Consider the following 14,016-nt stretch of genomic DNA (forward strand, 5'->3'; position numbering starts at 1 on the left):
ATTCATATTTGATATGCCCATTGTCGACCCACCGAGTGCTGCCGTGAAACTGTCCGTCCGCCATATCGAAGTGTTCCGCGCCATCATGGCCGCAGGCAGTGTCACCGGCGCGGCGCGGCTGCTGTTCACCTCGCAGCCCACTGTCAGTCGCGAGCTGGCGCGCCTGGAGCAGGTGACCGGGCTGAATCTGTTCGAGCGCGAAGGTGGGCGTTTGGTGGCAACGGCCCAGGCATTGCTGTTGATCGAAGAGGTCGAGCGTGCCTATGTCGGGCTGGAACGCATCGATCGCTTTGCCCAGGCCATCCGCAATTTCGAGCAGGGGCGGCTGGCCATCACCTGCCTGCCGCTGTTTTCACAGACCTTGTTGCCCAAGGCCTGTCAGCGCTTTCACCAGCAGCACCGGGGCGTGAGCGTGAGCATCCTGGCGCAGGAGTCGCCCTTGCTGGAGGAGTCGCTGGTTGCCCAGCAGCACGACCTTGGCCTGACCGAGGTCGAGCAGATACCGCGCGGCGCTTATGGTGAATTGCTGTTCAGCGCCAACATGGTGTGCGTGTTACCCGAGCATCACCCGTTACAGGCCAAGACCGAGCTGGAACTGAGCGATTTTCACGAGGTCGATTTCATCAACCTGGCCAGCCTGGACACCTACCGCCAGCGCCTGGACCAGCACTTTCGTGCAGCGGGGGTTAACCGCCGCACCATCATCGAGACCACCAGCGCCGCGTCGGTGTGCGCCATGGTCAGGCAAGGCCTGGGGGTGGCGATCATCAATCCGCTGAGCGGGCTGGAGGCGGCCCAGGGCGGGCTGCCGATCCGCAGGTTACGGGTGTCGGTGCCGTACCAGGTGATGCTGATACGCCCGGACCACCGGCCGGCCTCGGCGGCGGTGGAGCCGTTTTGCGAGGCGTTGCGGGAGCAGGCGCAGGCGATGCAGGCGGCGTTGCGGTAGGTTCGGGCTCAGAGCTCGCAGACGAAGGTCCCGGTCCCGGCCAGGATGTTCTCCAGGGTTTGCTTCACTTCATCCATGTCGCTCAGTGCGCTGGTCAGGTTGATTTCCAGCACCTCGTCCCCCTTCAATGCATCCCGGTCGCCGGCCGCCACTTCGATCAGCAGGCGCTTGGCGCTCAGGGTGACTTTCAGCCCATCCAGCGTCGACGGCTCGTCATCCAGGGTCAGGTCGACGGTGTCTTCGTCCGGGTAGCGGGTAAGCAGAAACATCTGACCCTTGTCGCTGTGGCAGCACAGGGTCGCCATGTTGTCTTCCTCGTCATCGCAAGGGGTGGCGAACAGCAGTGCGGTGTTGATTTGCATGAGCAGGCTCGGATCAAAGGAAACGGAAGGGAATTCTGACAGTCTTGCGTACAGGCATAAACGTAAAGTTACCGCCCCTTGACCGAAATTGTCGCAGCGCTGCAAGCGTTGATGACCGATCAGTCGTTAAGCTTCGGCGAGCCCTGGGCGTGCCTGCGCACGTTCAACGCCTGGTTTTACCGTCCGCCTTGCCACGGGTTGGCTATCGTTGATCCGTACACGGCGCACGCAGCGACGCTTCAACTATTACAAAGCCCAAGCGGAGTACCACAGATGGCGTTCTTCACCGCAGCCAGCAAAGCCGACTTCCAGCATCAACTGCAAGCGGCCCTGGCGCAGCACATCAGCGAACAGTCCCTGCCACAAGTGACGCTGTTCGCCGAGCAGTTCTTCGGCATCATCTCTCTGGACGAACTCACCCAGCGCAGGCTTTCCGACCTGGCCGGCTGCACCCTGTCAGCCTGGCGCATCATCGAGCGTTTCGACCCCGAGTACCCGCAAGTGCGCGTGTACAACCCTGATTACGAACGCAACGGCTGGCAATCGACCCATACCGTGGTCGAGGTGCTGCACCACGACCTGCCGTTCCTGGTCGACTCGGTGCGCACCGAGCTCAACCGCCGCGGCTACAGTATCCACACCCTGCAGACCACCGTGCTCAGCGTGCGCCGTGGTGCCAAGGGCGAGCTGCTTGAACTGCTGCCCAAGGGCACCCAGGGCGAGGGCGTGCGCCACGAGTCGCTGATGTACCTGGAGATCGACCGCTGCGCCAACGCCGCCGAGCTGACGGTGCTGACCCGAGAAATCGAGCAGGTGCTGGCCGAAGTACGGGTGGCAGTGGCCGACTTCGAACCGATGAAGGCCAAGCTGCGTGAAGTGGTGGCGCAGGTGGAGCAGACCGCCTTTGGCCCAGCGCAACACGAAAAGGGCGAAGTCAAAGCCTTCCTCGAATGGCTGCTGGATAACCACTTCACCTTCCTGGGCTATGAAGAGTTCACCGTCAAGGGCGACGCCGATGGCGGCCAGATGGTGTACGACGAGCAGTCGTTCCTTGGCCTGCCGCGCCGCCTGCGTGTGGGCCTGACGACAGAAGAGCTGCGCATCGAAGACTACGCCGTGGCCTACCTCAACGAGCCGCTGCTGCTGTCGTTCGCCAAGGCTGCACTGCCCAGCCGCGTACACCGCCCGGCCTACCCTGACTACGTGTCGATCCGCCAGCTGGATGCCGATGGCAAGGTGGTCAAGGAACACCGCTTCATGGGCCTGTACACCTCCTCGGTGTATGGCGAAAGCGTGCATGCCATTCCGTACATCCGCGTGAAGGTGGCCGAAGTCGAGCGCCGCTCGGGCTTCGATCCCAAGGCCCACCTGGGCAAGGAACTGGCGCAGGTGCTGGAAGTGCTGCCGCGCGACGACCTGTTCCAGACACCAATCGATGAGCTGTTCAGCACGGTCATGGCGATCGTGCAGATCCAGGAGCGCAACAAGATCCGCGTGTTCCTGCGCAAGGACCCGTACGGCCGCTTCTGCTACTGCCTGGCTTACGTACCAAGGGAAATCTATTCCACCGAAGTGCGGCAGAAGATCCAGCAGGTGCTGATGGAGCGCCTGAAGGCCAGCGACTGTGAGTTCTGGACCTTCTTCTCCGAATCGGTACTGGCCCGTGTGCAACTGATTCTACGGGTCGACCCAAAGAACCGCATCGACATCGACCCGCAGCAGCTCGAGCGTGAAGTGGTCCAGGCGTGCCGCTCGTGGCATGACGACTACTCGGCGCTGGTGGTGGAGAACTTCGGCGAAGCCCAGGGCACCAACATCCTCGCCGACTTCCCCAAAGGCTTCCCGGCCGGTTACCGCGAGCGCTTCGCCGCGCACTCGGCCGTGGTCGACCTGCAGCATGTGCTGAACCTGTCTGAAAGCAAGCCACTGGCGATGAGCTTCTACCAGCCGCTGACCCAAGTGGGTGAGCGCATCCTGCACTGCAAGCTGTACCACGCCGACACCCCGCTGGCGCTGTCCGATGTGCTGCCGATCCTGGAAAACCTTGGCCTGCGCGTGCTTGGCGAGTTCCCCTACCGCCTGCGCCATGCCAATGGCCGCGAGTACTGGATCCACGACTTCGCCTTCACCTACAGCGAAGGCCTGAGCCTGGATATCCAGCAGCTCAACGACACCCTGCAGGATGCCTTCATCCATATCGTGCGCGGTGACGCCGAAAACGACGCCTTCAACCGCCTGGTGCTGACTGCCGGCCTGCCGTGGCGCGACGTGGCGCTGCTGCGCGCGTACGCCCGTTACCTGAAGCAGATCCGCCTGGGCTTCGACCTGGGTTACATCGCCAGCACCCTGAACAACCACACCGACATCGCCCGCGAGCTGACCCGGTTGTTCAAGACCCGCTTCTACCTGGCGCGCAAGCTCACCCAGGACGACCTGGACGACAAGCAGCAGCGCCTGGAACAGGCCATCCTGACCGCGCTGGACGATGTCCAGGTGCTCAACGAAGACCGCATCCTGCGGCGCTACCTGGACCTTATCAAGGCCACCCTGCGCACCAACTTCTACCAGCCGGACGCCAACGGCCAGAACAAGTCGTACTTCAGCTTCAAGTTCAACCCCAAACTGATCCCCGAACTGCCCAAACCGGTGCCCAAGTTCGAGATCTTCGTCTATTCACCGCGCGTAGAGGGCGTGCACCTGCGCTTTGGCAACGTCGCCCGCGGCGGCCTGCGCTGGTCCGACCGCGAAGAGGACTTCCGCACCGAAGTGCTGGGCCTGGTCAAAGCCCAGCAGGTGAAGAACTCGGTGATCGTGCCGGTTGGCGCCAAGGGCGGCTTCCTGCCGCGTCGCCTGCCGCTGGGCGGCGGCCGTGACGAGATCGCCGCCGAAGGCGTGGCGTGCTACCGCATCTTCATTTCCGGCCTGCTCGACATCACCGACAACCTCAAGGACGGTGGCGTGGTGCCGCCGGCCAACGTGGTGCGTCACGACGATGACGACCCGTACCTGGTGGTGGCGGCCGACAAGGGCACCGCGACCTTCTCCGACATCGCCAACGGCATCGCCATCGACTACGGCTTCTGGCTGGGTGATGCCTTTGCCTCGGGCGGCTCGGCCGGTTACGACCACAAGAAGATGGGCATCACCGCACGTGGCGCCTGGGTGGGCGTGCAGCGCCACTTCCGCGAGCGCGGCATCAACGTGCAGGAAGACCCAATCACCGTCATCGGCGTGGGCGACATGGCCGGCGATGTGTTCGGCAACGGCCTGCTGATGTCCGACAAGTTGCAGCTGGTGGCGGCGTTCAACCACCTGCATATCTTCATCGACCCGAATCCTGAGCCGGCATCGAGCTTCGCTGAGCGCAAGCGCCTGTTCGACCTGCCGCGTTCGGCCTGGAGCGATTACGACGCCAGCATCATGTCCGAAGGCGGCGGGATCTTCCCGCGCAGTGCCAAGAGCATCGCCATCAGCCCGCAGATGAAAGAGCGCTTCGCCATCGAAGCCGATCGCCTGACCCCGACCGAGCTGCTGAACGCGCTGCTGAAGGCGCCGGTGGACCTGCTGTGGAATGGCGGTATCGGTACCTATGTGAAGGCCAGCAGCGAAAGCCACGCCGATGTTGGCGACAAGGCCAACGATGCACTGCGGGTCAATGGCAACGAACTGCGCTGCAAGGTGGTGGGCGAGGGCGGCAACTTGGGCATGACCCAGCTTGGCCGGGTCGAATTCGGCCTGAACGGCGGCGCCACCAATACCGACTTCATCGACAACGCCGGCGGCGTGGACTGCTCCGACCACGAGGTCAACATCAAGATCCTGCTCAACGAAGTGGTGCAGGGTGGCGACATGACCGAGAAGCAGCGCAACCAGCTGCTGGGTAGCATGACCGATGAAGTGGCCGGCCTGGTGCTGGGCAACAACTACAAGCAGACCCAGGCGCTGTCGCTGGCGGCCCGCCGTGCCCGCGAGCGGATTGCCGAATACAAGCGCCTGATGGCCGACCTGGAATCGCGTGGCAAGCTGGACCGCGCCATCGAGTTCCTGCCGTCCGAAGAACAGCTGGCCGAGCGCCTGGCCGCCGGCCAGGGCCTGACCCGCGCCGAGCTGTCGGTGCTGATCTCGTACAGCAAGATCGACCTCAAGGAGCAACTGCTCAAGTCGCTGGTGCCGGACGACGACTACCTGACCCGCGACATGGAAACCGCCTTCCCACCGTCGTTGGTCAGCAAGTTCGCCGAGGCCATGCGCCGCCATCGCCTGAAGCGCGAAATCGTCAGCACCCAGATCGCCAACGACCTGGTCAACAACATGGGCATCACCTTCGTCCAGCGCCTGAAGGAGTCGACCGGGATGAGCCCGGCCAACGTTGCAGGGGCCTATGTGATCGTGCGCGATATCTTCCACCTGCCGCACTGGTTCCGCCAGATCGAGGCACTGGACTACCAGGTGCCGGCAGAAATCCAGCTCACCCTGATGGACGAGCTGATGCGCCTGGGGCGTCGTGCCACGCGCTGGTTCTTGCGTAGTCGCCGCAACGAACAGGACGCCGGGCGCGACACCGCGCACTTCGGGCCGAAGATCGCGCAACTGGGGCTCAAGCTGGACGAGCTGCTCGAAGGCCCGACCCGCGAGCGCTGGATGGTGCGCTATCAGGGCTTCGTCGAGGCCGGTGTGCCGGAGTTGCTGGCGCGCATGGTGGCCGGTACCAGCCACCTGTACACCCTGCTGCCGATCATCGAAGCGGCCGACGTCACCGGCCATGATCCGGCGCAGGTGGCCAAGGCGTTCTTCGCCGTGGGCAGCTCGCTGGACCTGACCTGGTACCTGCAGGAAATCAGCAACCTGCCGGTGGAAAACAACTGGCAGGCGCTGGCCCGCGAGGCGTTCCGCGACGACATCGACCTTCAGCAGCGGGCGATCACCATCTCGGTACTGCAGATGGCCGATGCCCCGCAAGACATGGACGCCCGTGTGGCACTGTGGGCCGAGCAGCATCGGGTGATGGTGGAGCGCTGGCGCGCCATGCTCGACGACCTGCGCAATGCCACTGGCACCGACTATGCGATGTACGCGGTGGCCAACCGCGAGCTGGTCGACCTGGCCATGAGCGGGCAGGCGGCGGTGGTGCCGTCCTGAACACCAGGCTGAAATGAAAAAGCCCCGGCAGTGATGCCGGGGCTTTTTTGTATTCCTGGGCTGGCCCTTTCGCAGGTAAACCCGCTCCCACAGGGATATCACAGGGCTTGAGGGCAGTGAGGTCCCTGTGGGGGCGGGTTTACCCGCGAAGAGGCCGGTGCAGGCTTACTTGAACCTGCGCTCCACCCCTTTCTCGACCAGGATCTTCGCCGAAATCTCTTCCACCGAAAAATGCGTGGAATTGATGTTGGGAATGTTCTCCCTGCGGAACAGGCTCTCCACCTCGCGCACTTCGAATTCGCACTGGGCAAAGCTGGAATAGCGGCTGTTGGGCTTGCGCTCGTGGCGGATGGCGGTGAGGCGGTCGGGGTCGATGGTCAGGCCGAACAGCTTGTTGTGGTGCTTTTTCAGCACCGCCGGCAACTGCAGGCGTTCCATGTCGTCCTCGGTCAGCGGGTAATTGGCGGCGCGGATGCCGAACTGCATGGCCATGTACAGGCAGGTAGGGGTTTTGCCGCAGCGAGACACGCCAACCAGGATAAGGTCGGCCTTGTCGTAGTAGTGGGTGCGCGCACCGTCGTCGTTATCCAAGGCGAAATTCACCGCCTCGATGCGTTCCATGTAGTTTGAGTTGCCGCCGATCGAGTGCGATTTGCCCACGGAATACGACGAATGGGCGGTCAATTCTTGCTCAAGTGGGGATAAAAACGAAGAAAAGATGTCGATCATGAAGCCATTCGACGTTGCCAGAATCTCGCGAATGTCCTGGTTGACGATGGTGTCGAAGATGATCGGGCGTACCCCGTCACGCTCGGCCGCAGCGTTGATTTGCTGGACCATGGTCCGCGCTTTGTCTGGCGAATCGATGTAGGGACGGGTGAATTTGTTGAACGGAATGCTCTCGAATTGCGCGAGCAGACTCTGGCCCAGGGTTTCGGCAGTGATACCGGTGCCGTCGGAGATGAAGAACGCGGTTCGTTTCATTTGCGATCTGGGCCTTAAGCTGATGAAGATTCTTGGATATGATAAATTCGGTTTGCCGAATGCGGCTGTCGACATTCTGCCACATTTGCAGAGCCTATTTTCCAGGTACAGGCCACAAACGCCCGGCCAAGTCACAGAAGACAGGCGGGCGCCTTTTGAGCTTTTCCAACACAGTTAGTGGAGAGATCACCTTGGTAGAGTACGTAGTTTCCCTCGATAAGCTCGGCGTCCATGATGTGGAGCATGTGGGGGGCAAGAACGCATCCCTGGGCGAGATGATCAGCAACCTTGCCGGTGCTGGTGTATCGGTGCCGGGCGGCTTTGCCACTACGGCGCAGGCGTACCGCGATTTTCTCGAACAGAGTGGTCTGAACGACAGGATTCACGCCGCGCTCGACGCACTGGACGTGGATGACATCAACGCCCTGACCAAAACCGGCGCGCAGATTCGCCAGTGGGTCATGGAAGCCGAATTCCCGGCACGTCTGGATTCGGAAATCCGTACGGCCTTCGCCGAAATGGCCGCCGGCAACGACAACATGGCCGTTGCCGTGCGCTCCTCGGCCACTGCCGAAGACCTGCCGGACGCCTCGTTTGCCGGCCAGCAGGAAACTTTCCTGAACATCCGCGGCGTCGATAACGTGATCCGCGCGGCCAAGGAAGTGTTCGCTTCGCTGTTCAATGACCGCGCCATCGCCTACCGCGTGCATCAGGGCTTCGACCACAAACTGGTCGCCCTGTCTGCCGGCGTGCAGCGCATGGTCCGCTCCGAAACCGGCACCGCTGGCGTCATGTTCACCCTCGACACCGAATCGGGCTTCCGCGACGTGGTGTTCATCACCGGCGCCTATGGCCTGGGCGAAACCGTGGTGCAGGGTGCAGTCAACCCTGACGAATTCTACGTACACAAGAACACCCTGCAGGCCGGCCGCCCGGCCATCCTGCGCCGCAACCTGGGCAGCAAGGCGATCAAGATGGTCTATGGCGAAGAAGCCAAGGCCGGCCGTTCGGTCAAGACCGTCGAAGTCGACCGTGCCGAACGCGCACGTTTCTGCCTGAGCGATGACGAGGTCAGCGAGCTGGCCAAGCAGGCCATGATCATCGAGCAGCACTACCAGCGCCCGATGGACATCGAGTGGGCCAAGGACGGTGACGACGGTAAGCTGTACATCGTCCAGGCCCGCCCTGAAACGGTGAAGAGCCGCTCCAGCGCCAACGTCATGGAACGCTACCTGCTGAAAGAAAAAGGCACCGTGCTGGTCGAAGGCCGTGCCATTGGTCAGCGCATCGGCGCCGGCAAGGTTCGTGTGATCAACGACGTATCGGAAATGGACAAGGTCCAGCCGGGCGACGTGCTGGTCTCCGACATGACCGACCCGGACTGGGAGCCGGTGATGAAGCGCGCCAGCGCCATCGTCACCAACCGCGGTGGCCGTACCTGCCACGCGGCGATCATCGCCCGTGAGCTGGGTATTCCGGCGGTAGTCGGTTGCGGCAACGCCACCCAGGTACTCAAAGACGGCCAGGGCGTGACGGTATCCTGCGCCGAAGGTGACACCGGCTTCATCTTCGAAGGTGAGCTGGGCTTCGACATCAAGCAGAACTCGGTCGATGCCATGCCCGAGCTGCCGTTCAAGATCATGATGAACGTCGGCAACCCGGACCGCGCATTCGACTTCGCCCAGCTGCCCAACGCCGGTGTCGGCCTGGCGCGCCTGGAATTCATCATCAACCGCATGATCGGTGTGCACCCCAAGGCGCTGCTGAACTATGCGGGCCTGCCTGCCGACCTGAAAGACAGCGTCGACAAGCGCATCGCCGGCTACAACGACCCGGTTGGCTTCTACGTCGAGAAGCTGGTCGAGGGCATCAGCACCCTGGCGGCGGCCTTCTACCCGAAAAAGGTCATCGTGCGCCTGTCGGACTTCAAGTCCAACGAGTACGCCAACCTGATCGGCGGCAAGCTGTACGAGCCGGAAGAAGAAAACCCGATGCTGGGCTTCCGCGGTGCTTCGCGCTACATCAGCGAATCGTTCCGTGACTGCTTCGAACTCGAGTGCCGTGCGCTGAAGCGTGTGCGCAACGAAATGGGCCTGACCAACGTCGAAATCATGGTGCCGTTCGTGCGCACCTTGGGCGAAGCCAGCCAGGTTGTCGACCTGCTCGCCGAGAACGGCCTGGCCCGCGGCGACAACGGCCTGCGCGTGATCATGATGTGCGAGCTGCCGTCCAACGCCATCCTCGCCGAAGAGTTCCTGGAATACTTCGACGGCTTCTCGATCGGCTCCAACGACCTGACCCAGCTGACCCTGGGCCTGGACCGCGACTCGGGCATCATTGCCCACCTGTTCGACGAGCGTAACCCTGCGGTCAAGAAGCTGCTGGCCAACGCCATTGCCGCGTGCAACAAGGCCGGCAAGTACATCGGCATCTGCGGTCAGGGCCCATCGGACCACCCGGACCTGGCCAAGTGGCTGATGGAGCAGGGCATTGAAAGCGTGTCGCTGAACCCGGACTCGGTACTCGAAACCTGGTTCTTCCTGGCCGAAGGCCAGGGCGCGGCCTGATGCGGTAAAACGCGGGGGGGCGTCTGGCGTCCTCCCGCCTGGTTTTTTCCAGGGCGAGCTCCAGCAATGGACCCCGCCCTTTTTTGTGCACCAAGCAACCTTATGCAAAGCAGCAGCATTCTTTTCCCCGTGGCCCTGCTCAGTGCCGAGCGCCGCGGCGACCTCAGCGAAGACGTGTACCGGATCAAGGCCGGCAACGGCCCGGACCCCAGCGTCGAACTGGCCGTCACCCGGCTGGGGCTAGCCGACCAAGGTCAGGCTCAGGGCGTGCCGGTCATTCTCCTGCATGGCAGTTTTTCCAATCGGCGTTTCTGGTATTCGCCCAAAGGGGTTGGTCTGGGCGCCTACCTTGCGCGCGCCGGTTTCGATGTGTGGATCCCGGAAATGCGTGGCCACGGCCTGTCGCCGCGTAACCAGGCCTGGAAGCACAACAGTGTTGCTGCGTATGCCCGTGAAGACCTGCCACTGATCAACGCATTCGTGCGCGAACAGTCGGGCCAGGCACCGCATTGGGTGGGCCATTCTCTTGGCGGCACCACGCTGGCGGCCGCCTTGGGCGGTGGTTTCCTGGCTGCCGAGCAGGTGGCCAGCGTGGCACTGTTCGGTACACAGATCAGCCGCGTCTATTGGCCGCTGAAAGTGCCACCGCTGGCCTGGGGCGCGAAACTGCTGCTCAAGCGCTGGGGGCAGATATCGGGGCCGCGCTTCAAGCGTGGGCCGGAAGACGAGCCCATAGGCCTGGCTCTGGAGAGCATGCGCTGGCACGGTCTGTTCGGGCGTTTTGGCGACAAGAAGCACGATTGGTGGGCGGGGCTCGCAGAGGTGGATGTGCCGTTGCTGGCGGTGGCCGGTGCGGGCGACTTCCAGGACCCGGTATGGGCCTGTCGCAAGCTGTTCGAGCAGTTGGGTGGTGAGCGCAAGCAGTTCCTGCGGCTGGGGCGTGAGGAAGGCTTCGATGCCTTCGGGCATGTCGACATGCTGGTAAGCAAGGCCGCGCAGGTGCAGGTATGGCCGCTGGTGGAACGCTGGTTGCGCGACCCGCTGTTGCCGGTGCATGAGTCCACCTTGGCAGTGGAGCCGGTGCCCGCCAGCTGACTCTGCTCTGCCTGTACCGGCCTTTTCGCGGACGCGCCCGCGAAGAGGCCGGTACAGGATGAATACAAATGACTGCCCGGTCCCGGATGACTGCGACAGCCTCCACGGTGTAGCCTTGGCCGATACCCGCTTTCGTTGTGACTGACAGGAGCTTCCCATGCAGCATTACGTAACGCCCGACTTGTGTGACGCCTACCCGGACCTGGTGCAAGTGCTGGAGCCGATGTTCAGCAATTTCGGCGGCCGCGATTCGTTCGGTGGTCAGATCGTCACCATCAAGTGCTTCGAGGACAACTCGCTGGTCAAGGAACAGGTCGAACTTGACGGCAAGGGCAAGGTGCTGGTGGTCGATGGCGGTGGTTCGCTGCGCCGTGCACTGCTCGGCGACATGCTGGCCGAAAAGGCCGCCAAGAATGGTTGGGAAGGCCTGGTGATCTACGGTTGCGTGCGTGACGTCGACGTGTTGATCCAGACCGATGTCGGCGTGCAGGCCCTGGCCAGCCACCCAATGAAAACCGACAAGCGCGGTATCGGCGACCTCAACGTGGTGGTGACCTTCGCCGGGGTAACATTCCGCCCGGGCGAATACGTATATGCCGACAACAATGGTGTTCTGGTATCGCCAAGCCCGCTGGAAATGCCGGAGTGATGCGCCGCACGCGCTGATGGAGCTTTGATGTTCGAGGAAGACAACGCGCAGTGGGGGCTGGTGCATGCCCTGGTGCTCGATGGCAGAGGCGGCGCGCGCTCGATTGCCCGTACCGAACTGGACGACCTGCAGCTGCAGCCGGAGCAGAGCCTGTGGCTGCACTGGGACCGCAGCCATCCGCAAACCCGCACCTGGCTGTTGCATGACAGCGGCCTGAGCGAGTTTGCCTGCGACCTGCTGTTGGAAGAAAACACCCGGCCACGCCTGCTGCCCATGGCGGACGAACAGCTGTTGCTGTTCCTGCGCGGGGTCAACCTGAACCCCGGCGCAGAGCCCGAAGACATGGTTTCGGTACGTATCTTCGCCGAGGCTCAGCGGGTCATCTCGCTGCGCCTGCGGCCGTTGCGTGCCAGCGACGAAATTCTGCAGCTGCTGGAGCAGGGCAGGGGGCCGAAATCCGCCTCTGAGCTGTTGCTGTTGATGGGTGAACTGCTGACCGAAAAGGTCCAGGGCCTGGTCAGTGACCTGTCCGAGCTGGTCGACCTGGAGGAAGAAAAGGTCGAATCCGACGAACGGTATACTCCAGAGCAAGGCAGCCTGCAGCAAATTCGCCGCCGTGCCGCCGGCTTGCGCCGCTTCCTCGCCCCACAAAGGGAGATCTACGCCCAGTTGTCGCGCAGCAAATGGAGCTGGTTTGCCGATGCCGATGCCGATTACTGGAACGAGCTGAACAACAGCCTGATCCGCTACCTCGAAGAGCTGGAACTGACCCGCGAGCGTGCCGCGCTGGTGCTGGAAAGCGAAGACCGCCGGCGTAGCGAGCGGATGAACCGCACCATGTACCGCTTCGGCATCATCACCTGCATCTTCCTGCCCATGAGCTTCATCACCGGGCTGCTGGGCATCAATGTCGGCGGCATACCCGGGGCGGATAATCCTTTGGGTTTTTTGTTCGCCTGCATCGTTGTGCTAGGGCTGGCGGTGGGGCAGTGGTGGCTGTTCCGGCGGTTGCGATGGGTCTAGGCGTGCATTTTGAAACATTCGTCCCAATCGGATGTGTGACCCATTGCCGGGCTACCTCGTCTCTTGCTGATACTGCGCGAGGTGCCTATGCACGATCCGTTTGAAGAATCCCTGCGCGACCTGCTCAAAGCGTCACCCTCCGGCAATGACCGGGATGACCGGGACGATGCCGCTTGCCTGGGTCGCGTGCTGAAAACCGCCAACCGCCAAGTTGGCGCGGGCGATCTGTTCAGCCTGCTTGGCCGCTGGTGCCAGGCGCTGCTGATTGCCGTGAACAATGGCTCGGCGCATGTCGCGCCGGTGCGTCGACACTCTTCCCGCAACGCTGCCACTGGCAGCAAAGCAGATAAGGCCGATTGAATATGGAACTCGATCTCTGGACCCAGAGCCTGGTCACCGCGATGACCGCCCTTTGGACCAAGGTGGCGAACTTCATCCCTAACCTGTTCGGCGCGCTGGTCGTGGTGCTGCTCGGTTTCGTGGTGGCCAAGCTGCTCGACACGCTGCTGTCCAAGCTGCTGGCCAAGTTTGGCCTGGACCGCCTGATGGCCGGCACTGGCCTCACCAAGATGCTTGGTCGGGTTGGCATCCAAGTGCCGATCTCGACCTTGATCGGCAAGATCGTCTACTGGTTCGTGCTGCTCATCTTCCTTGTCTCGGCCGCTGAGTCGCTGGGCCTGGAACGGGTTTCGGCCACCCTCGACATGCTCGCCCTGTACCTGCCCAAGGTATTCGGCGCCGCCCTGGTGCTGCTGGCTGGCGTGCTGCTGGCACAGGTTGCCAACGGTCTGGTTCGTGGCGCCGCCGAAGGTATCGGCCTAGAGTACTCGGCGGGGCTTGGGCGTATTACCCAGGGCCTGGTGATCATCATCAGCATCTCGGTAGCCATCAGCCAGCTGGAGGTGAAAACCGACCTGCTGAACCACGTCATCGTTATTGGGCTGATTACCGTTGGTCTGGCCGTTGCGCTGGCCATGGGCCTCGGCAGCCGCGAAATCGCCGGGCAGATCCTGGCCGGTATTTATGTGCGCGAGCTGTACCAGGTAGGCCAGCAAGTGCGGATTGGAGAGGTCGAAGGGCATATCGAGGAGATCGGTACGGTGAAGACGACGCTGCTGACCGATGATGGCGAACTGGTGTCACTGTCTAACCGCGAGCTGCTTGAACAGCGTGTCAATAGCCGCTAACCGCACAAAAGCTGTTAATGTATGCCGCCGCGAAATTCGACCCACGGGGTCGGCGCGGCGA

Annotated in this window: 10 protein-coding genes; 8 read left to right on the top strand and 2 right to left on the bottom strand. The window is 62.6% G+C overall.

What is annotated here, in order from left to right; translation table 11 throughout:
• The first annotated feature begins 43 nt into the window (after positions 1-43).
• Positions 44-949, top strand: coding sequence for a LysR family transcriptional regulator (locus ACNQP3_RS08235; protein WP_264316924.1), 906 nt, complete (start codon positions 44-46; stop codon positions 947-949).
• Between the two features lie 8 nt (positions 950-957).
• Here ACNQP3_RS08235 and ACNQP3_RS08240 read toward each other — a convergent pair whose 3' ends face one another.
• Positions 958-1,311, bottom strand: a complete 354-nt coding sequence (locus tag ACNQP3_RS08240) for a hypothetical protein (RefSeq protein ID WP_060493287.1) — start codon at positions 1,309-1,311, stop codon at positions 958-960.
• A 273-nt stretch (positions 1,312-1,584) separates the two neighbouring features.
• On the opposite strand from ACNQP3_RS08240, the gene ACNQP3_RS08245 reads away from it, so the two are divergent.
• Positions 1,585-6,450 carry an NAD-glutamate dehydrogenase gene (locus tag ACNQP3_RS08245; RefSeq protein ID WP_264316925.1) on the top strand — a complete coding sequence of 1,622 codons (4,866 nt, stop codon included), beginning with the start codon at positions 1,585-1,587 and terminating at the stop codon, positions 6,448-6,450.
• Between the two features lie 165 nt (positions 6,451-6,615).
• Here ACNQP3_RS08245 and ACNQP3_RS08250 read toward each other — a convergent pair whose 3' ends face one another.
• A complete protein-coding gene (locus ACNQP3_RS08250; RefSeq protein ID WP_012271263.1) occupies positions 6,616-7,434 on the bottom strand; it encodes a pyruvate, water dikinase regulatory protein in 819 nt (272 codons plus the stop codon).
• A gap of 191 nt (positions 7,435-7,625) precedes the next feature.
• Here ACNQP3_RS08250 and ppsA point away from each other — a divergent pair, with 191 nt between their 5' ends.
• The 6 genes from ppsA (at position 7,626) to ACNQP3_RS08280 (ending at position 13,955) form a co-directional block, all read left to right on the top strand.
• Positions 7,626-10,001, top strand: coding sequence for a phosphoenolpyruvate synthase (gene ppsA, locus ACNQP3_RS08255; RefSeq protein ID WP_012271264.1), 2,376 nt, complete (start codon positions 7,626-7,628; stop codon positions 9,999-10,001).
• A 102-nt stretch (positions 10,002-10,103) separates the two neighbouring features.
• Positions 10,104-11,096 carry an alpha/beta fold hydrolase gene (locus ACNQP3_RS08260; RefSeq protein ID WP_223296400.1) on the top strand — a complete coding sequence of 331 codons (993 nt, stop codon included), beginning with the start codon at positions 10,104-10,106 and terminating at the stop codon, positions 11,094-11,096.
• A 157-nt stretch (positions 11,097-11,253) separates the two neighbouring features.
• Complete coding sequence (rraA, locus tag ACNQP3_RS08265) at positions 11,254-11,745, top strand: ribonuclease E activity regulator RraA (protein WP_060515644.1); 492 nt, start codon at positions 11,254-11,256, stop codon at positions 11,743-11,745.
• 27 nt (positions 11,746-11,772) lie between these two features.
• Positions 11,773-12,768, top strand: coding sequence for a zinc transporter ZntB (locus ACNQP3_RS08270; RefSeq protein WP_012271267.1), 996 nt, complete (start codon positions 11,773-11,775; stop codon positions 12,766-12,768).
• Positions 12,769-12,855: 87 nt separating this feature from the next.
• The gene (locus ACNQP3_RS08275) at positions 12,856-13,128 is read left to right on the top strand and encodes a hypothetical protein (RefSeq protein WP_012271268.1); all 273 of its coding nucleotides are present in this window, start codon (positions 12,856-12,858) and stop codon (positions 13,126-13,128) included.
• A gap of 2 nt (positions 13,129-13,130) precedes the next feature.
• Complete coding sequence (locus tag ACNQP3_RS08280; RefSeq protein ID WP_004376138.1) at positions 13,131-13,955, top strand: mechanosensitive ion channel family protein; 825 nt, start codon at positions 13,131-13,133, stop codon at positions 13,953-13,955.
• The last annotated feature ends 61 nt before the right edge of the window (positions 13,956-14,016 follow it).

Source organism: Pseudomonas sp. LFS074 (assembly GCF_047978165.1).
Classification (GTDB): Bacteria; Pseudomonadota; Gammaproteobacteria; order Pseudomonadales; family Pseudomonadaceae; genus Aquipseudomonas; species Aquipseudomonas putida_P.